At 58.8% G+C, this 18,294-nt stretch carries 17 protein-coding genes and 2 tRNA genes; 11 read left to right on the forward strand and 8 right to left on the reverse strand.

Going from position 1 to position 18,294, the window contains the following annotated elements; genetic code table 11:
- Nucleotides 1–18: 18 nt before the first annotated feature.
- Nucleotides 19–1,314 carry an ATP-dependent Clp protease ATP-binding subunit ClpX gene (clpX, locus tag QKE52_RS12910; RefSeq protein ID WP_049154336.1) on the reverse strand — a complete coding sequence of 432 codons (1,296 nt, stop codon included), beginning with the start codon at nt 1,312–1,314 and terminating at the stop codon, nt 19–21.
- 199 nt (nt 1,315–1,513) lie between these two features.
- On the opposite strand from clpX, the gene QKE52_RS12915 reads away from it, so the two are divergent.
- Together QKE52_RS12915 and fabG are read left to right on the forward strand one after the other, a co-directional pair.
- Complete coding sequence (locus tag QKE52_RS12915) at nt 1,514–2,818, forward strand: MFS transporter (protein WP_347948974.1); 1,305 nt, start codon at nt 1,514–1,516, stop codon at nt 2,816–2,818.
- A 41-nt stretch (nt 2,819–2,859) separates the two neighbouring features.
- Nucleotides 2,860–3,627, forward strand: coding sequence for a 3-oxoacyl-ACP reductase FabG (fabG, locus tag QKE52_RS12920; RefSeq protein ID WP_347948975.1), 768 nt, complete (start codon nt 2,860–2,862; stop codon nt 3,625–3,627).
- A gap of 69 nt (nt 3,628–3,696) precedes the next feature.
- Here fabG and QKE52_RS12925 read toward each other — a convergent pair whose 3' ends face one another.
- Both QKE52_RS12925 and QKE52_RS12930 read right to left on the reverse strand, forming a co-directional pair.
- Complete coding sequence (locus QKE52_RS12925; RefSeq protein WP_070447792.1) at nt 3,697–4,320, reverse strand: ATP-dependent Clp protease proteolytic subunit; 624 nt, start codon at nt 4,318–4,320, stop codon at nt 3,697–3,699.
- 21 nt (nt 4,321–4,341) lie between these two features.
- Nucleotides 4,342–4,941: an ATP-dependent Clp protease proteolytic subunit gene (locus QKE52_RS12930; protein WP_070517922.1), complete on the reverse strand. Its 600-nt coding sequence runs from the start codon at nt 4,939–4,941 to the stop codon at nt 4,342–4,344.
- A gap of 138 nt (nt 4,942–5,079) precedes the next feature.
- Here QKE52_RS12930 and QKE52_RS12935 point away from each other — a divergent pair, with 138 nt between their 5' ends.
- From QKE52_RS12935 to QKE52_RS12960, 6 genes are all read left to right on the forward strand, one after another.
- Nucleotides 5,080–5,760, forward strand: a complete 681-nt coding sequence (locus QKE52_RS12935) for a metal-dependent transcriptional regulator (protein ID WP_010190918.1) — start codon at nt 5,080–5,082, stop codon at nt 5,758–5,760.
- A 115-nt stretch (nt 5,761–5,875) separates the two neighbouring features.
- The gene (gene nrdI / locus QKE52_RS12940) at nt 5,876–6,343 is read left to right on the forward strand and encodes a class Ib ribonucleoside-diphosphate reductase assembly flavoprotein NrdI (protein WP_005324049.1); all 468 of its coding nucleotides are present in this window, start codon (nt 5,876–5,878) and stop codon (nt 6,341–6,343) included.
- 50 nt (nt 6,344–6,393) lie between these two features.
- The gene (gene nrdE, locus QKE52_RS12945; protein ID WP_158381758.1) at nt 6,394–8,589 is read left to right on the forward strand and encodes a class 1b ribonucleoside-diphosphate reductase subunit alpha; all 2,196 of its coding nucleotides are present in this window, start codon (nt 6,394–6,396) and stop codon (nt 8,587–8,589) included.
- Nucleotides 8,590–8,640: 51 nt separating this feature from the next.
- A complete protein-coding gene (nrdF, locus tag QKE52_RS12950) occupies nt 8,641–9,666 on the forward strand; it encodes a class 1b ribonucleoside-diphosphate reductase subunit beta (protein WP_023020918.1) in 1,026 nt (341 codons plus the stop codon).
- Nucleotides 9,650–9,922, forward strand: coding sequence for a hypothetical protein (locus tag QKE52_RS12955; protein WP_034655492.1), 273 nt, complete (start codon nt 9,650–9,652; stop codon nt 9,920–9,922). Before nrdF ends, QKE52_RS12955 begins: the two co-directional genes overlap by 17 nt.
- A 39-nt stretch (nt 9,923–9,961) precedes the next feature.
- Nucleotides 9,962–10,543, forward strand: a complete 582-nt coding sequence (locus QKE52_RS12960; protein WP_347948976.1) for an NADPH-dependent FMN reductase — start codon at nt 9,962–9,964, stop codon at nt 10,541–10,543.
- Nucleotides 10,544–10,716: 173 nt separating this feature from the next.
- Here QKE52_RS12960 and tig read toward each other — a convergent pair whose 3' ends face one another.
- The 3 genes from tig to QKE52_RS12975 all read right to left on the reverse strand — a co-directional run bounded on the left by tig (nt 10,717) and on the right by QKE52_RS12975 (nt 13,176).
- The gene (tig, locus tag QKE52_RS12965; protein ID WP_070546361.1) at nt 10,717–12,072 is read right to left on the reverse strand and encodes a trigger factor; all 1,356 of its coding nucleotides are present in this window, start codon (nt 12,070–12,072) and stop codon (nt 10,717–10,719) included.
- A gap of 73 nt (nt 12,073–12,145) precedes the next feature.
- A tRNA-Pro gene (locus tag QKE52_RS12970) sits at nt 12,146–12,219 on the reverse strand.
- A 138-nt stretch (nt 12,220–12,357) separates the two neighbouring features.
- Nucleotides 12,358–13,176, reverse strand: coding sequence for a DUF1542 domain-containing protein (locus QKE52_RS12975; RefSeq protein ID WP_347948977.1), 819 nt, complete (start codon nt 13,174–13,176; stop codon nt 12,358–12,360).
- 199 nt (nt 13,177–13,375) lie between these two features.
- Here QKE52_RS12975 and QKE52_RS12980 point away from each other — a divergent pair.
- Nucleotides 13,376–13,450, forward strand: a tRNA-Gly gene (locus QKE52_RS12980).
- Between the two features lie 153 nt (nt 13,451–13,603).
- Nucleotides 13,604–14,431 carry an aldo/keto reductase gene (locus QKE52_RS12985; protein ID WP_070517926.1) on the forward strand — a complete coding sequence of 276 codons (828 nt, stop codon included), beginning with the start codon at nt 13,604–13,606 and terminating at the stop codon, nt 14,429–14,431.
- Here the strand turns inward: QKE52_RS12985 and QKE52_RS12990 are convergent.
- Both QKE52_RS12990 and QKE52_RS12995 read right to left on the reverse strand, forming a co-directional pair.
- Nucleotides 14,428–14,901: a ribose-5-phosphate isomerase gene (locus tag QKE52_RS12990; RefSeq protein ID WP_046647313.1), complete on the reverse strand. Its 474-nt coding sequence runs from the start codon at nt 14,899–14,901 to the stop codon at nt 14,428–14,430. The two genes, QKE52_RS12985 and QKE52_RS12990, sit on opposite strands and share 4 nt — an antisense overlap.
- A 37-nt stretch (nt 14,902–14,938) precedes the next feature.
- A complete protein-coding gene (locus tag QKE52_RS12995) occupies nt 14,939–15,553 on the reverse strand; it encodes a DsbA family protein (RefSeq protein ID WP_070511991.1) in 615 nt (204 codons plus the stop codon).
- 99 nt (nt 15,554–15,652) lie between these two features.
- On the opposite strand from QKE52_RS12995, the gene pepN reads away from it, so the two are divergent.
- A complete protein-coding gene (gene pepN, locus QKE52_RS13000) occupies nt 15,653–18,193 on the forward strand; it encodes an aminopeptidase N (protein WP_347948978.1) in 2,541 nt (846 codons plus the stop codon).
- Nucleotides 18,194–18,294: the final 101 nt, after the last annotated feature.

An 18,294-nucleotide genomic window follows, 5' to 3' on the forward strand; every position in this document is an offset into this window, starting at 1 on the left:
CATAAATCTACAGCCGGTTTAAGCGGATTCCTTCGCCTCATCCGAGTACACGAACTCCGGCTCGCCACCGTCAGTCACGCAGTCCTTCGTGATGTGGACGCTGGCGATGTCCTCGCGGTCTGGGAGGTCATACATGATGGGCACGAGCAGCTCCTCCATGATGGCACGCAGGCCGCGGGCACCGGTCTTGCGCTCGAGCGCGAGCTCAGCGATCGCTTCCAGCGCTGCGTCGTCGAAGTGCAGCTCCGCACCATCCATGCTGAACAGGCGCTGGTATTGCTTGACCAGAGAGTTCTTCGGCTCCACGAGCACCTTAACTAGCGATTCGCGGTCCAGGTTATCCACCGTGGCAACCACCGGCAGGCGGCCGATGAACTCAGGGATGAGGCCGAATTTCACCAGGTCCTCCGGGCGAACCTGGGAGAAGAAGTCGACTGATTCCTTCTCATCCTTAGTCTCCAGCTTGGCACCGAAGCCCACGCCCTTCTTACCCACGCGCTCCGAAATCACCTTGTCCAAGCCCGCGAACGCGCCGGCCACGATGAAGAGGATGTTGGTCGTATCCAGCTGGATAAATTCCTGGTTCGGGTGTTTGCGCCCGCCCTGCGGCGGAATCGCCGCCACGGTTCCTTCAAGGATCTTCAGCAGCGCCTGCTGCACGCCCTCACCGGACACATCGCGGGTAATCGAAGGGTTCTCCGACTTGCGGGAGATCTTATCCACCTCATCGACATAGATGATGCCGTGCTGCGCGCGCTCCACATCAAAGTCCGCAGCCTGCAGCAGCTTGAGCAGGATGTTCTCCACGTCCTCGCCCACGTAGCCGGCCTCGGTCAGGCTCGTGGCATCCGCAATGGCAAAGGGGACGTCAAGCAGGCGCGCCAGGGTCTGCGCCAGGTAGGTTTTTCCGGAGCCCGTCGGGCCCAGCATCAGGATGTTGGATTTGGCAATCTCCACCTCTTCATCCTGCGCCTTCTTCCGACGGCCCTCCAGGCCTGCGGCTTCCTCAGCCTTGATGCGCTTGTAGTGGTTGTACACAGCCACCGACAACACGCGCTTGGCCTGGTCCTGACCAATGACGTACTTATCCAGAAAAGCCGAAATCTCCGAAGGACGCGGAAGACGCATTTCCTTCTCTTCGTCCGCCTCGGCCTGAGCCGCGCCGAGCTCCTCCTCGATGATTTCGTTGCAGAGCTCGATGCACTCGTCACAAATGTAGACGCCGCCGCCGGCGATAAGCTTCTTCACCTGCTTCTGGCTCTTTCCGCAGAAGGAACACTTGAGCAGGTCAGCGCTTTCTTGCATACGTGCCATGAAGGCCTTTCAACTCTTTTCTCTGGGGCTATGGTGGGGCGATTTTACCGCAGTTTGTTCCACTCTAGTAAACCACTTGGACCCAAGCGCTATTCCGCACGCGACGGCGCGCCACTGAATTTAAAACGGCAGTTAGTAGACATAGACAGAGCGGTTCACTAACTTACATCGAAACCGCTCTATCAGCAGAAAGATTTTCATGGACATCCGCGAACTCATCGACCGCTCCCCCATGGGCGCGCGCCAGTGGCTCATCATCGCCATTGCCCTCTTCCTCAATGCCCTCGACGGCTACGACATGGTGGCCATGGCCTTCGGCGCAGGCACCGTCAGCGAAGAGTTCGCGCTGTCCGATTCTTCCCTTGGCTGGCTCCTGTCCTCCGCTCTCATCGGTATCGGCCTTGGCTCGCTCTTTCTCGCCCCGTTGGCTGACCGCCTTGGGCGCACCACCCTCATTACGGTCTCGCTCGTCATTGACCTCGTCGGCCTCGTGCTCACCGCCCTCGCGCCTACATTTAGCCTGCTGTTGCTGTGCCGCCTCATCACCGGCATCGGAGTCGGCGGCGTGCTTGTCTGCGTCACCGTCCTCGTCAGCGAGTATTCCAACCTGCGCTTCCGCGGCCTGGCCGTCGCCATCTACGCCTCCGGCTATGGCCTCGGTGCCTCCTTCTGCGGCGTTGTCGCCTCTTCCTTCGATAGCTGGCAGCCCATCTTCTGGGTCGGGGCAGCACTCACCGTTGTCGCCCTTATCCTCACTGTTGCCTTCGTCCCCGAGTCCGCCGACTTCCTCGCCGCGCGCGGCCGCATGGATTCTGTCCGTACCATCGCTGCCAAACTCGGCCTCACGGGAGAGGTCAGCGTCCGCCCCCGCACCGCCCACAAGGCCTCCTACAAGGACCTCGTCTCGCCGCAATTCCTGCGCACCTCCATCAAGCTGTGGCTGGCCTTTAGCTTCATCATGTTTGCTTACAACTTCACCTCGCAGTGGACCCCGAAGTTGCTCACCGCCGAGGGACTTACCGCGCAACAGGGCATCATCGGGGGCATCATGCTCTCCTTCGGCGGTGCCATCGGCGCCATTCTCTTCGGCCTATTTACCACGCGCATCGACGCCCGTCCCTTGCTCATCGTCTTCTGTCTTATCTCCTCCGTCGTCCTTATCGGCTTCATTAACTCCACCACCGTGCCTTCCCTCATGTTTGCCCTCGGCGTTGGCGTAGGCCTTACCCTCAACGCCTGCATCTCCGGCCTCTACACCGTCACCCCGGAGGCTTACCCTTCGGCGCTGCGCACCACCGGCACGGGCGCTGCCATCGGCATCGCTCGCGTGGGCGCTACCCTCGCCCCCATCCTGGCGGGCTACCTCCTCGAAAGCGGCTGGACCCCCACCGGCCTGTACACCCTTGCTGGTGTCACCGCAGTACTTGCAGCAGTCTCCCTCATCGGCGTGCGCGCCTACACGGCAACCACCAAGCAGACAGCACCCGAGACCGTGGCGGCCTAGGCTGGAGGGCGCACACAGACCCAACCGCTGAGGAGCACCACATGTTTGATCTTCAGGACCACGTCGCCATCGTCACCGGCGCCGCCGGAATCGGCCGCGGTATCGTCAGCGCTCTGCGCGAAGCCGGCGCGACCGTCGTCATCGCTGACCTCAACCTCGAGGCCGCCCAGAAGGCCGCCGAAGAACTCGGGGCGGACGCCCTGCTTGTCGACGTCACCTCGCGCGACTCCGTCCGCAACCTTTACAGGGACGTCGTCAAGCGCTATGGCCGCATCGACATCGTCTGTTCCAACGCCGGTGTCTTCCCCAACTGCCCGCTCGAGGACATGACCGACGAGCAATGGGACGCCATGTTCGCCATCAACACGCACGGCACGTTCACCGTGGTGCAGGAAGCACTGCCCTATATGAAGAAAGCGGGCTACGGGCGCATCGTCATCACGACGTCTATCACCGGCTCGCACACCGGTTACCCAGGCTGGGCGCACTACGGCGCTTCGAAGGCCGCACAACAAGGCTTCATGCGCTCCGCGGCACTGGAAGTTGCCCGTGATGGCATCACCATCAACGGTGTTCTGCCAGGCAACATCCTCACCGAGGGTTTGGAGGGCCAAGGCCAGGAGTACCTCGACCAAATGGCACGCTCCGTCCCCATGCACCGCTTAGGTTCCCCGCGCGATATCGGCAACGCCGCGGCCTTCCTCGCCTCCCGCGAGGCAGGCTACATAACGGGACAGACCCTCATCATTGACGGCGGCCAGATCCTGCCTGAGTCCCCGGAGGCTATCCTGCCTCCCTACGAGAGCTAAGAGCCTTATAACGACGTCAAGCCCCGCTACCGGAAACATCCGAAAGCGGGGCTGAATTCGTCTATTCAGCTATGCGTTGAGCTTGCGGTAATCAAAGACGGTATCGATAAGACCGTATTCGACGGCTTCCTGCGCGGTGAGGATCTTGTCGCGGTCGGTATCGATGCGCACCTGCTCCGCAGTGCGGCCGGTGTGCTCAGCCAGGGTCTCCTCCATGAGGCGGCGCATGCGCTCGATCTCGTTGGCCTCGATCTCAAGGTCCGACACCTGGCCCTGCGTGCCCTGCGTACGCGGCTGGTGAATCAGCACACGAGAGTTCGGCAGAGCGGCGCGCTTGCCCGGAGCACCGGCGGCCAACAGAACGGCCGCTGCGGATGCCGCCTGGCCCAGGCACACGGTCTGCACGTCAGGACGCACGTAGCGCATGGTGTCGTAGATGGCCATCAACGCGGTAAACGAGCCACCCGGGGAGTTGATGTACATCGTGATATCGCGATCCGGGTCCTGGGACTCCAAGACCAGCAGCTGCGCCATGATGTCGTTAGCAGAGGTGTCATCGACTTGGGTGCCCAGGAAGATGATGCGCTCTTCAAAAAGCTTGGAATACGGGTTGGTGGTCTTCGATCCCTGTGCGTTCTGCTCAATGAACTCCGGCAGAACGTAGCGGGAAGAAGGCATCTGAAGGTTAGACATAGTGATAAAACTCCTTGTTCCCTAGTTGGTGATAGGACCGTTGACGGACTCGATGACGTGGTCGACGATGCCGTATTCCTTGGCCTGCTGGGCGGTAAACCAGCGGTCGCGGTCCGAATCCTTAGTAATTTGCTCGAAGGTCTGGCCCGTGTGCTCAGCGATGAGCTCCGCCATCTCACGCTTGGTCTGCGCGAACTGCTCCGCCTGGATGGCAATGTCTGCAGCAGTACCGCCAACACCGGCAGAAGGCTGGTGCATCATAATGCGGGCGTGCGGCAGCGCGTAGCGCTTGCCCTTGGTGCCGCCTGACAGCAGGAACTGGCCCATCGAGGCAGCCAGGCCCATGCCATAGGTAGCCACGTCGCACGGCGAGTACTTCATCGTGTCGTAGATGGCCATGCCCGCGGTGACGGAGCCACCCGGGGAGTTGATGTAAAGCGAAATATCGCGCGTTGGGTCCTCTGCGGACAGCAGGAGGATCTGGGCGCACAGTTTGTTGGCAATCTCATCATCCACCTGGGTTCCCAGGAAAATAATGCGCTCGCGCAAAAGGCGCTCATAGACGCTATCACCCAGGTTCATACCCGTTGAGGATGAGTCCATGGAAATATTCTCAGACATTAGTGGTTCTCCTTGAAGTGAAGAATGCTTTAACTGGCCCCACCTTACCGGCATTCCTCTCAAACTTGGCCTCTGTTCGCTATAAGCGTTGGGGCACAGCGCCAAAGGCACATACGGAAGCTGGGTTAACATTTACTCATGTCTGTTTCCGAGCTGTCCACCAGTACCCAGAACTATTTGAAAGCTATCTGGGGGCTAAAAGAATGGTCATCCGAGCCCGTTACCGCCACACTTATAGCGAAACAGCTGGGACTCAAGCTCTCCTCGGTCTCCGATGCAGTGCGCAAAATGTCGAAGCAAGGGCTCGTGTCACACACGCCCTATGGCTCTGTGGAGTTAACCGAACTTGGCAGGCAGTACGCATTGGTCATGGTGCGCCGCCACCGATTGCTTGAGTCTTTTTTGGTTCAAGCATTGGACTACACGTGGGACGAAGTCCATAATGAAGCCGAAAATCTCGAACACGCGGTGTCCGACATGCTCATAGAACGTGTAGATAAGTTCCTTAATTACCCCACTAGGGATCCGCACGGCGATCCTATCCCTACGGTTGATGGACAGATCACAATCCCCAGTGCGCACCGTCTCACCGACAGCGGTGCACAACCGCAAGTGACCGTGGAACGCATTTCTGATTCCGACCCACAACTGCTGAAGTTCCTTGAAGAGCGCGGCATTGTCACAGGGGCTGTTCTTAGCACGCGCGAGGGAGCGCCCTTTTCAGATTCTCTCGAAATACAGGTGGCCGGCAGCACTCAGTGGGTAGTGCTTGGACGCCCAGCTACCGACGCAGTGTTTGTAGCACACCACAGCCGTTAGACCTTCCCCTTTGCATTAATCCTACTCTCACCTGCCCTTTTCAAAACTACGTTGGGCCGTAGTTGCAACTACGCCATTGCGTAGTTAGTCTTTTCGAATATCACCTATCCCACTTATGGCTAAGGCCAGGATGAGCAGGATTGCTATGTCAGACTCACCAGATTTGGTGTATTTTTCTAGCGTTTCAGAAAACACAAAAAGATTCGTCGAACGCTTAGATAGACCCGCGGTGCGCATTCCGCTGCGCCCCAAGAAAACCGGGATGATCCAGGTTTCACACCCGTACGTACTCATCGTTCCCACCTACGGCGGAGGCTCGCTCAAACGCGCAGTCCCCAAACAGGTCATCGACTTCCTCAATGACCCAATCAACCGCTCCTTTATCCGGGGCGTTATTACCTCAGGGAATACCAACTTCGGAAGTGCTTACTGCGTCGCCGGACGCATCATTTCCGCCAAGTGCCACGTACCGGAGCTGTATCACTTCGAGCTTCTCGGCACCCAGAAGGACATTGCCGCCGTAAAGCAGGGCCTTCAAAAATTTTGGGAGCAGCAAAAGCAGCTAACGATGACACCCCATTAATCCCCCACAAGATGAAGAACACATCCGCATCACACAGATTGGACAACACAATGCGGCCTCTTGATGCCACCCCCACACAGACTATTGGCGCTACGCCCCGCACTGCTTCAGCAGACAATGCCGGCGGTGTCGGCAAGCGCAAAAGCTACCACGCACTCAACGCGCAGCTGAACTTGTTCGACGCTTTTGGAAAAATCCAGTTTGACAAGGACATTCAGGCAGCACAAGACTATGTCACGCACCATGTCGCTCCCCGCATGCATCAGTTCGATTCCACCAAGCAACGCTTGGAATGGTTGGTTGATAACGAGTACTACGAGCGGGATTTCCTTGAGCTTTATGATGACGCCTTTCTGTGCGCCATGTACGACAGAGCACACCAAGCTAAACACCAGTTCCGCACCTTCCTCGGCGCATTTAAGTTCTTTACTTCATATGCACTGAAAACCTTTGATGGCTCGCGATTTCTGGAAGGCTACGAAGAACGCGTCGCCACCACAGCTTTGTACCTTGCACAGGGCGATGAAGAGCTTGCGGGGAAGCTGGTGGATGACATCATGACCGGACGCTTCCAGCCCGCCACCCCTACTTTTCTCAACGCAGGAAAAGCCCAGCGTGGCGAAATGGTCTCCTGCTTCCTCCTTCGCATCGAAGACAATTTGGAAAGCATTGGCCGCAGCGTGAACTCTGCACTGCAGCTTTCAAAACGCGGCGGTGGTGTGGCCTTGTTACTGAGCAATCTGCGCGAATCCGGAGCCCCAATCAAAAAGATTGAGAACCAAGCTTCCGGCGTAGTCCCAGTCATGAAAATTCTGGAAGATAGCTTCAGCTATGCCAACCAATTGGGCGCTCGACAGGGCGCTGGAGCCGTCTACCTACATGCGCACCATCCAGATATTCTTCGTTTCCTGGATACCAAGCGGGAAAATGCCGATGAGAAAGTCCGCATTAAGACTCTTTCGCTGGGAGTTGTTATTCCAGATATAACCTTCCAGCTGGCCAAAGAGAACAAGGATATGCATCTTTTTAGCCCGTATGACATCGCTCGCGAGTACGGCGTAGCCATGTCTGACATGTCTATCACCGAGTATTACGACGAGCTGGTTTCCAATCCGCGAATTTCTCACACGACCATTAAGGCCCGCGAGTTTTTCACCACGCTGGCTGAGCTTCAGTTTGAATCCGGATACCCCTACATACTCTTTGAGGATACGGTCAACCGCGCTAATCCCCTCAAAGGACATATCAATATGTCCAACCTGTGTAGTGAAATCCTCCAGGTCAACACGCCATCCACCTACGGAGCTTCGGGTGACTACACCACCGTCGGCCAGGATATTTCCTGCAATCTAGGTTCGCTCAACATTGCGAAGGCTTTTGAATCACCGGACTTTGGGGAGACCGTCGAAACCGCAGTACGTGCCCTCACGAAGGTTTCAGACCTGACGAATATCGAAGCTGTTCCTTCCATCGCTCACGGAAATGCCTCCATGCATGCCATTGGTCTGGGCCAAATGAATCTCCACGGTTTCCTGGCTTCCAAGCGTATTCCTTATGGCTGCGCCGAGGCACTGGACTTTACAAATATCTATTTCCTCACGGTGACCTACCATGCGCTCCGCGCATCCCATGCACTCGCGGTTGAAAAAGGTCAACGATTCACAGGCTTCGAAGAATCCACCTATGCCACTGGCGCCTACTTTGACAAATACATCGACAAAGACTGGGTGCCAGCCACTGAACACGTAAAACAGCTCTTCCATGAAGCAGGCGTGCAGATTCCTCAACGCGAGGATTGGCTACGGCTCAAGAAACAAGTGATGCAAGACGGCATCTACAACGCCTACTTGCAGGCAGTTCCACCCACTGGATCAATTTCCTACATCAATGACTCCACCGCGTCCATACACCCGATTGCCTCCAAGATTGAAATACGCAAGGAAGGCCGCTTGGGGCGCGTGTACTACCCCGCACCGGAAATGACCAACGACAACTTGGAGTATTTCGATGACTCCTACACCGTGGGGTACGAAAAAATCATCGACACCTACGCTATGGCCACCCAACACGTGGACCAAGGGCTTTCCCTGACTTTGTTCTTCACCGCTGACACCACTACGCGGGACATCAACAAGGCACAAATCTATGCCTGGAAAGCCGGAATCAAGACCTTGTACTACATCCGTTTACGCCAACCTGCACTCCAGGGAACCGAGGTCGAAGGCTGCGTTTCCTGTGCTTTGTAGGAGCACGGTCCTCCCCTTGTCCACAACCATCCCCTCAGAAAGAAAGAAGCTATGTCTTCAACATCGAATAGTGCTGAACTAACCAGCATTTCAGTTACTCCGCCGAGCTACCGGCATGATCCTTCAGCCCGCATCCGCGCCATCAATTGGAATCGGGTGAGCGATGATAAGGATCTTGAAGTGTGGAACCGTCTCACCGCCAACTTTTGGTTGCCAGAGAAGGTCCCGCTTTCTAACGATCTCCCGGCGTGGCAGAAGATGACGCCCGAGGAACGCAACCTCACCATGCGGGTGTTCACGGGACTCACCACCCTGGATACTGTCCAGGCCACTGTAGGAGAAATCTGTCAGATTCAAGATGCCCGCACCGAACACGAGGAGGCCGTGTATACCAACATCGCCTTCATGCAGTCAGTCCATGCCCGTTCATACTCTTCAGTGTTTTCTACCCTGAGCAGTACAAAGGAAATTGATGAAGCATACCGCTGGGCGGTGAATAACGACCTTCTCCAGGCACGCGCCAAGAAAGTGCTCGCGCACTATTTTGGGCCGGATCCACTCAAACGCAAGGTGTCATCGACGCTGCTTTCCTCATTGCTTCTCTACGCGGGTTTCTATCTTCCCTTGCACTTTTCTGTCCACGCCACCCTGACAAATACGGCAGACATGATTCGCCTCATTCTGCGTGACAAGGCAGTGCACGGCTACTACTCGGGCTACAAGTATCAGCGCGGTTTGGAATCCACGACCCCGCTACGGCAGAAGGAAATGCATGATTTCACCATTTCTTTGCTCGAAGAGCTTTATGCACTAGAGCTGGACTATTCCGGCGAGCTATATGAGCCTTTAGGACTCATGGATGATGTAGCCGTGTTCGTTCGCTATAACGCCAATAAGGCGCTCATGAATTTGGGCTACCCGGATTATTTCCCGCCCGAAGAAACGGAAGTGAACCCAGAAATCCTCGCCGCCCTAGCCCCCGGAGCAGATGAGAACCATGACTTCTTCTCTGGATCTGGTTCCTCCTATGTCATTGGTACTGCTGAAGAAACGAGTGATGATGACTGGGATTTCTAAACCTTTTCCGCGACCGGACCAAGGAAGCTGGCTTGAGACCATCGCGCTGTTTGAAGCCATCCGCGAAGGAAACCAACCCGCAGCCATGCGGCTGTTGAATACATCCGCCGCACGAGAGGCCGTCCTCGGGGGGCTTCTAGGACTCATCGAACTGTACTTCCGTCATGAAGAAGGAGACAAAGTAGATGGCTTCCTCACCGCCGCCCACGCTGCCGGCCCACCACCGGCCTTTGGCTGCAAGCCTTTTCTCCCTTGACCACGTCTCCCTACACCCAACTAAGAAAGAAGGTTTACCATGACCACCCCACGTATCAGCGTTATCGTCGGCAGCCTGCGCCGAGAGTCATTTGCACGCAAGATTGCACACGAGGTGCTCACGATGATCCCTGAAGACTACGAGGCAAACATCGTGGAAATCCGTGACTTGCCGCTCTATGACTTCGACTACGATGACCCCGCCGTCACGGACAAGCCCACTCCGGCTGAGTACACCACCTTTCGCGAGTCCATCAAGAACTCGAGCGGGATCCTCTTCATTACGCCAGAGAACAACCGCACTATCCCCGCCTGCCTCAAAAACGCAGTGGACATCGGCTCTAAACCCAACTCAGATGTGGCGTGGAAGAACCTTCCCGCAGGTATCATTAGCCACTCTGTAGGCCGCATGGGCGGCTACAGTTCACAGAAGAACCTTCGCCTCGCCCTGTCCTACTTCGATATGCCGCTTCCTGGTCAGCCCGAAGTATTTCTGGGTCAATCCCCCACGCTTTTCGAAGAGTCCGGACATCTCAATGAACGCACCGCAGACTTTGTCAAGGATTACGTTATGCGATTCCTGCAGCTAACCGACAAGGCCTTTAGAGCCAAGAACGGCTAGCGGTATCCCCAGCCAACACCCATCACGCCCTCTACGAAGTACTCAAAGACTCCTAGAGGGCGTTCACAATGACACAAACCCCGGATTCAGGCTCATCCTTGAGTTACCTGAATCCGGGGTTTCACGCGCGCACGCCACCACACATGTGGCAGCGGCACATTACAAGCGGGAGATTACTTCTCCTCGGAAGCCTCAGCCTCGTCCTCGTCGATCTCACCGAAGTACTGGTCAACATCAACCTTGTTGCCGGCCTCGTCGGTGACCTCGGCGCGGCAGATAGCCGTAGCCAGGGCCTTGCCGCGGCGAACGTCGGAGAACAGGTTACCCAGCTGGTTGCTGGACTGCAGCTGCTGGATGAACTGGTTCGGGTCCATGCCGTAGGACTGAGCGGTGAACAGAATGTGGTCGGTCAGCTCCTGCTGAGACACCTCCGGCTCCTCAACCTCAGCCAGTGCGTCCAGGAAGAGCTGGGTGCGGACAGATTCCTCAGCGGACTTGCGAGCATCAGCGTCGAACTCCTCGCGGGTCGTTCCCTGTGCCTCAAGCAGCTGGGCCAGCGCCTTCTCGTCGTGAGCCATCTGGCCCAGGATCTGATGCAGCTGAGCGTGAACCTGCTCATCAACGATGGAGGACGGCAGCTCGAAGGAAACCTCAGCCAGAGCGGCCTTCAGGACCTCATCGCGGATAGCGGCAGCCTGCTCAGACTTCTTGGTCTCCTCGACGCGGGTCTTGGTATCCTCGCGCAGCTCGTCGATGGTGTCAAACTCGGAGGCCATCTGTGCGAACTCGTCGTCGAGATCCGGCAGCTTGCGCTCCTTGGTCTGCTGGACGTGGACCTTCACGGTGGCCTCTTCGCCCTCGTGCTCACCGGACTGGATAGTGGTGGTGAACTCGTTGTCCTCGTCGGTCTTCATGCCGCGCAGTGCGGTGTCGAGGCCCTTAATCAGGTTGTCGTCACCGATGCGATAGGTCATCCCCTCGTGGGAAGCCTCCTCCAGCTTGGTGCCATCAACCTCGGTAGTGATGTCGATGACAGCGAAATCACCGGTCTTCATCTTGCGCTTGGTGTCCTTGAGCTCACCGAAGCGGGAAGCCAGGTCCTCGAGGGCCTTGTCGACGTCTTCATCGCCGATCTCGAGCGCCGGCACCTTGACGGAAATCTTGGAGAAGTCCGGCACCTCGAACTCGGGGCGGATATCTACCTCAGCGGTGAACTCGACGAAGTCGTTGTCCTCCAGCTTGGCAATGTCGATCTCCGGCTGACCAATGACCTTGAGATCGTTTTCGGTAACAGCCTGCTCGTAGCGGGACGGCAGCATGTCGTTGACGACCTGCTCGAGGATGGGGCCACGACCAAAGCGGGCGTCGATAAGCTGGCGCGGTGCCTTGCCCTTACGGAAACCCGGGATGGAAACCTGCTGCGCGATCGCCGCGTAGGCCTGATCGATTTCCTTGTCCAGCTCAGCGAACGGAACGTTGACGGTGAGCTTGACGCGGGTATCGCTCAGCTTGTCTACGGTGGTCTTCACGAGAAACTCTCCTGATTGTGATCGTTTAAAGATGTAATTAAGGGGCCTGGATGTACGTCCAGGCCCCCATACGTCGGGGCGACAGGATTTGAACCTGCGACCCCCTGCTCCCAAAGCAGGTGCGCTACCAAGCTGCGCCACGCCCCGTATGGAAAGCCTCTGCGCCCGGAAGTTCCGCACGCAGCTGCGCTTCATACTGGGGCTAGTGTACCGATAGGCGCTTAGCTATCCCAACACCGGCCCCAATTTAACTTCATTCGTGCATGTCAGAGGCGCTTTTATTCTTTAGAAGTCGAAGTCAAAATCAAACATTCCACCATCGCCTCCGTCACCGCCAAAGAGGCCATCGAAGAAGCCGCCATCGTCGCCTCCTCCGACATCGCCAGCGCCCATATCACCGGCTCCGTCCATGGCACCGCCGTCCATGCCATCAGCGCCGCCGAGGTCTCCACCCCAGTCGCCGCTTTCAGCCGCCGCGGCGGAGTAGCCCACTCCCGCCATGCCGGCGAACATGGCGTTAAACATCATGGAGTAGCCCACCATCCACACGCCGGTGGTCAACGCATCGGCCCACCACGGGCGGGAGTACCAACCGGCCGGGACCGGGCGTCCAGCCACGACACCACCCGGGTAGTAGTTGGGGGTTTCTGCGGATGCGCTTGGCGACGCCGTCAGCGTCTCCCCATTGGCCTCCACCGTGCGGGTCTCCGTCACCTTGCCGGCCTGGCGCTGACCTTCCAGCGGCGGCAGCTCAGGACCCGGGTCCATGCCCATAATCTCGCGGGCGGCCGCAACATAGTAAAGACCCTCCAGCGCAGATTCGCGCGCTAGGTGCGCTTGCTTGACCGTCGTGGCCTGGGAAATCGCGGAGTTAGCGGCGGTAAAACGCTCGGACGCATCCGCCATGGCCTGCTGGGAGGCGGTGTCCGTTCCGCTTAAGTTCATGACCTGGCCACCAAGGCGCTCGGTCCAGCGGCGCGCATCCGCCATCGCGTCCTCAAAACGCTGGGATTCACGCAGCTCTTGCTGCTTCTTCCCGTTGCGCGAGGACAGGAACCATGCGCCGCCACCGACGACGAGGATAAGGAGCAATAACGAGCTCACGAAAGCACCACTTTCATCTCAGAGTTGAATTGCGTGTTGAACTATGTGTTGTTTTGCTTGTACACCTACTCAAAGTAACGCGCTTTACCCCGCTTAAGTTCCCATTTTCCTTTCAGCGACCACGTGCGCTAAAGTAATCGGCACGCCGATTCAACGGCTTTCAAAGTCAAGGCCTTGAAAGTTGAAGATTGCCGGTTGTGGGAATGTCGTATAGTGGCTAATACCTCAGCCTTCCAAGCTGAAGACGCGGGTTCGATTCCCGTCATTCCCTCCAAGAAAAGCTGCACTGAGTACCTCTTTTAGGTAGCCGGTGCAGCTTTAGTCGTTTTCGCACCCGCTGGGGATGACCGCTCGGATTGCCGCCGCATCATGCCTGGCCATGCATCTTTTCTGTCAGAATGCGCCGCCCCTACGTAGAGTGGGCCGCATGACTGTACCCAATATTGAACTCAACGACGGCAACACCATCCCCCAGCTCGGCTACGGTGTCTTCAAAGTCGACCCCGCCAAGACCGAGGAACTGGTCCTCGAAGCCCTCAAGGTGGGCTACCGCCACATCGACACCGCTGCCATCTACGGCAACGAGGAAGGCGTAGGCCGCGCGATTGCCAAGTCCGGCATCCCGCGCGAGGAGCTGTTCATCACCACGAAGCTGTGGAATGACCGCCAGACTGATGCGGCCGCAGCTCTCGACGAGTCCTTGGAGAAGCTGGGCCTTGATTACGTGGATCTCTACCTCATCCACTGGCCCTGCCCGGACAACGGCCACTACGTCGAGGCGTGGAAGCAGCTCATCGAGCTAAAGAAGGCCGGCAAGGCCAAGTCCATCGGCGTCTCCAACTTTGAGCTGGAGCACCTGGACCAGCTAGAAACCCAGACTGATGAAACCCCCGTGGTCAACCAGGTGGAGCTGCACCCCTACCTGCAGCGCTGGCGTGAGCTCGATGCCTTCCGCGCCCACCAGGTGCACATCGAAGCCTGGGGCCCACTAGGCCAGGGTAAGACGGACCTTTTCGAGCAGCCGGAAATCACCGAGCCTGCCGAAAAGTATGGCGTCTCCCCCGCCCAGGTGATCATCCGCTGGCACCTGCAAAATGGCGTCATCGTGTTCCCGAAGTCCGAAAACCCGGAGCGCATCGCGCAGAACTTCGATGTATTCGGCTTCGAACTCGATGAATCCGAGATGGCTGCGATTACTGATCTTGACCTCGGGGAAGAGGGCCGCGGCGGCACTCACCCCAAGGACATGAACTAGGCCTCCGGAAGCTCCGGCGGAATGTTGGTGCGCTCGTACTCGGCAAGAATGTCGATGCGGCGCTGGTGGCGCTCAGCACGGGACCATTCCTGATCCAGGAAGGCGTCCACGATGGCGAGTGCTTCCTCCTCGGAGTGCATGCGGCCACCGATACCGATGAGCTGGGCGTTGTTGTGCTCGCGGGCCAGGCGTGCGGTCTCCGGGGACCACGCCAGGGCGCAGCGCGCGCCCTTCACCTTATTCGCGGCGATCTGCTCGCCGTTGCCGGAACCGCCCAGTACGATGCCGAGCGAGCCCGGATCGTTGACGGTTCGCAGCGCGGCCTCAATGCAAAATGCCGGGTAGTCATCCTCGGCGTCGTACTCGTGGGCACCGCAGTCAATGACGTCGTGGCCCTGCTTCTTCAGGTGCTCGGCGATGATGTTTTTCATCTCGAACCCTGCGTGGTCTGCTCCTAAATAAACGCGCATGGCCCACATCCTACCGGCCTGTGGGCCATCCCACGCACTAAACCTGCGGGGATTCGGTGCGGGAGCGCTTGAGTTCGAAGAAGTACGGGAACTTGGCGAGGCGCACGGAGGCGTCGAAAAGCTCGCCGGCTTCCTCGCCGGTGGGAACGCGGGTAATGACCGGGCCGAAGAAAGCGGTATCGCCGAACTTCACCACCGGGGTGCCGACCTCATCGCCAACCTCAGAGATGCCGCGGTTGTGGAACTCGGTGAGCTTCTCATCCATCTCTTCGGTGTTGGCCACGGAGGCGAAGGTGGAGGGGAGGGAGACGTCGTCAAGCGCCTGCTTGATGATGTCGTCGTAGGCGCCGTAACCCTTCTTGCCGCCCTGGCCCTCCGTGTGGATGCGGGTGCCCATGGCGGTGTAGAAGGCGTCGACCTTGTCCGGGGCCTCCACGGCAATCTTGGCTGCTACGCGGGCAGGGCCCCAGTTGGCCTCCATCATCTTCATGTACTCCGGGTCCAAGTCGCGGCCCTTGTTGAGCACCGAGAGGGACATCGGCTGGAAGGTCACCTCGATATCGCGGACCTTCTCCACCTCTTTAATCCAGCGCGAGGTCAGCCATGCGAAGGGGCAGGAGCAGTCGAACCAGAAGGTTACTTGTTGGGCCACAGTAAATCTCCTTTGCTTGTGTAGTCTGTGGCACCCCACCCTAGGCGTGTGACTACGCTGGTGCAGAGACTTAATCACCGACGAAGAGGAGTAACCTACATGACCTCGATTAACCTCACCCGCGAGGAAGCCCAACAGCGCTCCGGCATGCTGGAGGTAAGCCACTATGACGTTGCCCTCGACCTCACCGGGGAGGAGTTTTTCACCTCCACCACGGTGGTGACGTTCCGCGTGAAGGAAGCTGGCTCGACATTTATTGATCTGCGCGGTGACGAGCTTCTCGAGGTCCGCCTCAACGGCGCTCCCCTGCCCACCAGTGCTTATGACCCGACCTACGGCATCCCCCTGTCGGGTCTGCAGGTGGCGGAGTATGAGCTGAAGGTCGTGGCGAAAATCCGCTATTCGCGCACCGGCGAGGGCCTGCACCGCTTCGTTGACCCGGTCGACGGTGAAGCTTACCTCTACACCCAGTTCGAGACTGCCGACGCCAAGCGCGTCTTCGCCTGCTTTGACCAGCCGGATCTGAAGGCTACGTACTCGCTGGCTTTTGAGGTCCCAGAGCACTGGACGGTGATTACCAACTCCCCCATCAGGCGTTCGGGCAACACCGTGCGCGCGGCGGTGGATTACCCGCTGTCGACCTACCTGGTTGCCCTGTGCGCGGGCCCATATGTGGGCGTGACGGATACGTGGACCGGCACCTTGGCGGAGCACCCGGAGGGCTCACCTGCTAAGTCCGTTGAGGTGCCGTTGGGTATTTATTGCCGCCCCTCGTTGCTGGAATCGCTCGACGCCGAGCGCCTGTTCACGGAGACCAAGCAGGGCTTTGATTTCTACCACCGCAACTTCGGCTTTGCCTACCCCTTTGGCAAGTATGACCAGATTTTCGTTCCGGAGTTCAACGCCGGCGCAATGGAGAACGCCGGCTGCGTGACCATTCGCGATGAGTACGTCTTTACGTCGCAAGCCTCGCACTACAAGTACGAGCGCCGCGCGGACACCATTCTGCACGAGCTGGCGCACATGTGGTTCGGTGACCTCGTGACCATGCAGTGGTGGGATGACCTGTGGCTCAACGAGTCCTTCGCCACCTGGTCGGCGGCGATTTCCCAAGCGGAGGAAACCGAGTACGACACCGCGTGGGTGACCTTTGCCAACGTGGAGAAAGCCTGGGCCTACCAGCAGGACCAGCTGCCCACGACGCACCCGATTTCCACGGATGCCTCCGATATTGAGACTGTGGAGCAGAACTTCGACGGCATCACCTACGCCAAGGGGGCGTCGGTGCTGAAGCAGTTGCAGGCGTACGTGGGCCGCGAGAATTTCTTCGCTGGCGTGCGCCGCCACTTCCAGGAGCACCAGTGGGCCAACGCTACTTTCGGGGATTTGCTGCGCCACCTCGAGGAGGCCTCGGGGCGCGACCTGTCCTTCTGGGCACAGCAGTGGCTGAAGAGCACGGGCGTGAACACTCTGGGTGTGGCGTTGGAGACGGACGAGTCCGGCACCATCACACAGGCCCACCTCACCCAACGTGGCGATACTCTGCGCACCCACCGCATCGCTGTCGGCGTCTACGCCCTGCAAGGAGAGAAGGTGGTGCGCACCGAGCGCATCGAGATGGATATCGATGGCGCCTCCACCGAGATTCCGGAACTCATTGGCCGCAAGCAGGCGGACATAGACTTTGTGCTGCCTAACGACGATGACCTGACCTACTGCCTCATCGAGCTGGACGCCGGTTCCCTGCAGTTCCTGCAGGAGAATATCGACAAGTTCGAGGACCCCATGGCCCGCACTTTGTGCTGGTCCACCGCCTGGGAGATGACCCGGGCAGGTACCATGCGCGCCCGCGATTTCGTGGCGCTTGTCGCCCGCGGCGCGGCGGCGGAGACCGAGCTCGCCGTGCTGGAGCGCATCCTCTCCCAGGCCGCAACGGCCCAGTCCACCTATGCGGACCCCGAGTGGGCAAAGGAGGATACGCAGCTTGCCGACGCCCTCCTTGACGGCGCCCGCTCCGATAACGCCGAGCGCTCCATCGTCTTCACCCAGGCGCTGGCTGGCATCAAGCTTCACGACGCCTCCCGCACCTTCTTCCAAGAGCTCCTTCAGACTTCCTCGGATGCGGGCCTGCGCTGGAAGGTGCTCACCGCGCTTATCGCCGATGGCTCGCTTGCCGACGTCACCGGCCCCGAGGCCGCCGGCGCCGCCATGACGGCGGCGGCGGAGGAACTCAAACGCGATAACACCGCGACGGGCTACCAGGCCTCGCTTAAGGCGTTGGCTGCCGTAAACACCGAGGACAACAAGCGCGCGGTGTGGGACGAGATTGTGGCCGGCGAACTGGGCAACCGCGACTTGGAGTCGAAGCTGGCGGGCCTGACGTTCGTAGGCGCCGACGAGCTCCTGCCGAGTGCAGAGTTCTTCGACGTGGCGGAAAAGATCTGGTCCGCGCAGTCCAACGAGATTGCCTTGACCACGGTGACCGGGTTGTTCCCGCGCTGGGATGTCAGCCAGGAAACCCTCGACCGTGCCGATGAGTTCCTCTCCCGCGACCTGGCCGGTGGCCTGCGTCGCGCCGTGACCGAGCAGCGTGACCGCCTCGCCCGCGCCCTGCGCAACCGCGCCGTCGACCGCGGTTAACACCGCGTCTAGCCCCTCCTGTTGAGGGGCTTTTCTCGTACCAGCCCCATTACCCTTTTACCCAGGGATTTTGTTCCTCCGGTTGCGGGGTTGCGGGTGCT

Origin of the sequence: Corynebacterium sp. c25Ua_47, assembly GCF_039907205.1 — a bacterium.
In the GTDB taxonomy this organism is placed as follows: domain Bacteria; phylum Actinomycetota; class Actinomycetes; order Mycobacteriales; family Mycobacteriaceae; genus Corynebacterium; species Corynebacterium hiratae.

Excerpts from the sequence above, each read along its gene's own strand:
- clpX (WP_049154336.1), bottom strand. The coding sequence starts at position 1,314 with ATGGCACGTATGCAAGAAAGCGCTGACCTGCTCAAGTGTTCCTTCTGC.
- QKE52_RS12915 (WP_347948974.1), top strand. The coding sequence starts at position 1,514 with ATGGACATCCGCGAACTCATCGACCGCTCCCCCATGGGCGCGCGCCAG.
- fabG (WP_347948975.1), top strand. The coding sequence starts at position 2,860 with ATGTTTGATCTTCAGGACCACGTCGCCATCGTCACCGGCGCCGCCGGA.
- QKE52_RS12925 (WP_070447792.1), bottom strand. The coding sequence starts at position 4,320 with ATGTCTAACCTTCAGATGCCTTCTTCCCGCTACGTTCTGCCGGAGTTC.
- QKE52_RS12930 (WP_070517922.1), bottom strand. The coding sequence starts at position 4,941 with ATGTCTGAGAATATTTCCATGGACTCATCCTCAACGGGTATGAACCTG.
- QKE52_RS12935 (WP_010190918.1), top strand. The coding sequence starts at position 5,080 with ATGTCTGTTTCCGAGCTGTCCACCAGTACCCAGAACTATTTGAAAGCT.
- nrdI (WP_005324049.1), top strand. The coding sequence starts at position 5,876 with ATGGCTAAGGCCAGGATGAGCAGGATTGCTATGTCAGACTCACCAGAT.
- nrdE (WP_158381758.1), top strand. The coding sequence starts at position 6,394 with ATGCGGCCTCTTGATGCCACCCCCACACAGACTATTGGCGCTACGCCC.
- nrdF (WP_023020918.1), top strand. The coding sequence starts at position 8,641 with ATGTCTTCAACATCGAATAGTGCTGAACTAACCAGCATTTCAGTTACT.
- QKE52_RS12955 (WP_034655492.1), top strand. The coding sequence starts at position 9,650 with ATGACTGGGATTTCTAAACCTTTTCCGCGACCGGACCAAGGAAGCTGG.
- QKE52_RS12960 (WP_347948976.1), top strand. The coding sequence starts at position 9,962 with ATGACCACCCCACGTATCAGCGTTATCGTCGGCAGCCTGCGCCGAGAG.
- QKE52_RS12985 (WP_070517926.1), top strand. The coding sequence starts at position 13,604 with ATGACTGTACCCAATATTGAACTCAACGACGGCAACACCATCCCCCAG.
- QKE52_RS12990 (WP_046647313.1), bottom strand. The coding sequence starts at position 14,901 with ATGCGCGTTTATTTAGGAGCAGACCACGCAGGGTTCGAGATGAAAAAC.
- pepN (WP_347948978.1), top strand. The coding sequence starts at position 15,653 with ATGACCTCGATTAACCTCACCCGCGAGGAAGCCCAACAGCGCTCCGGC.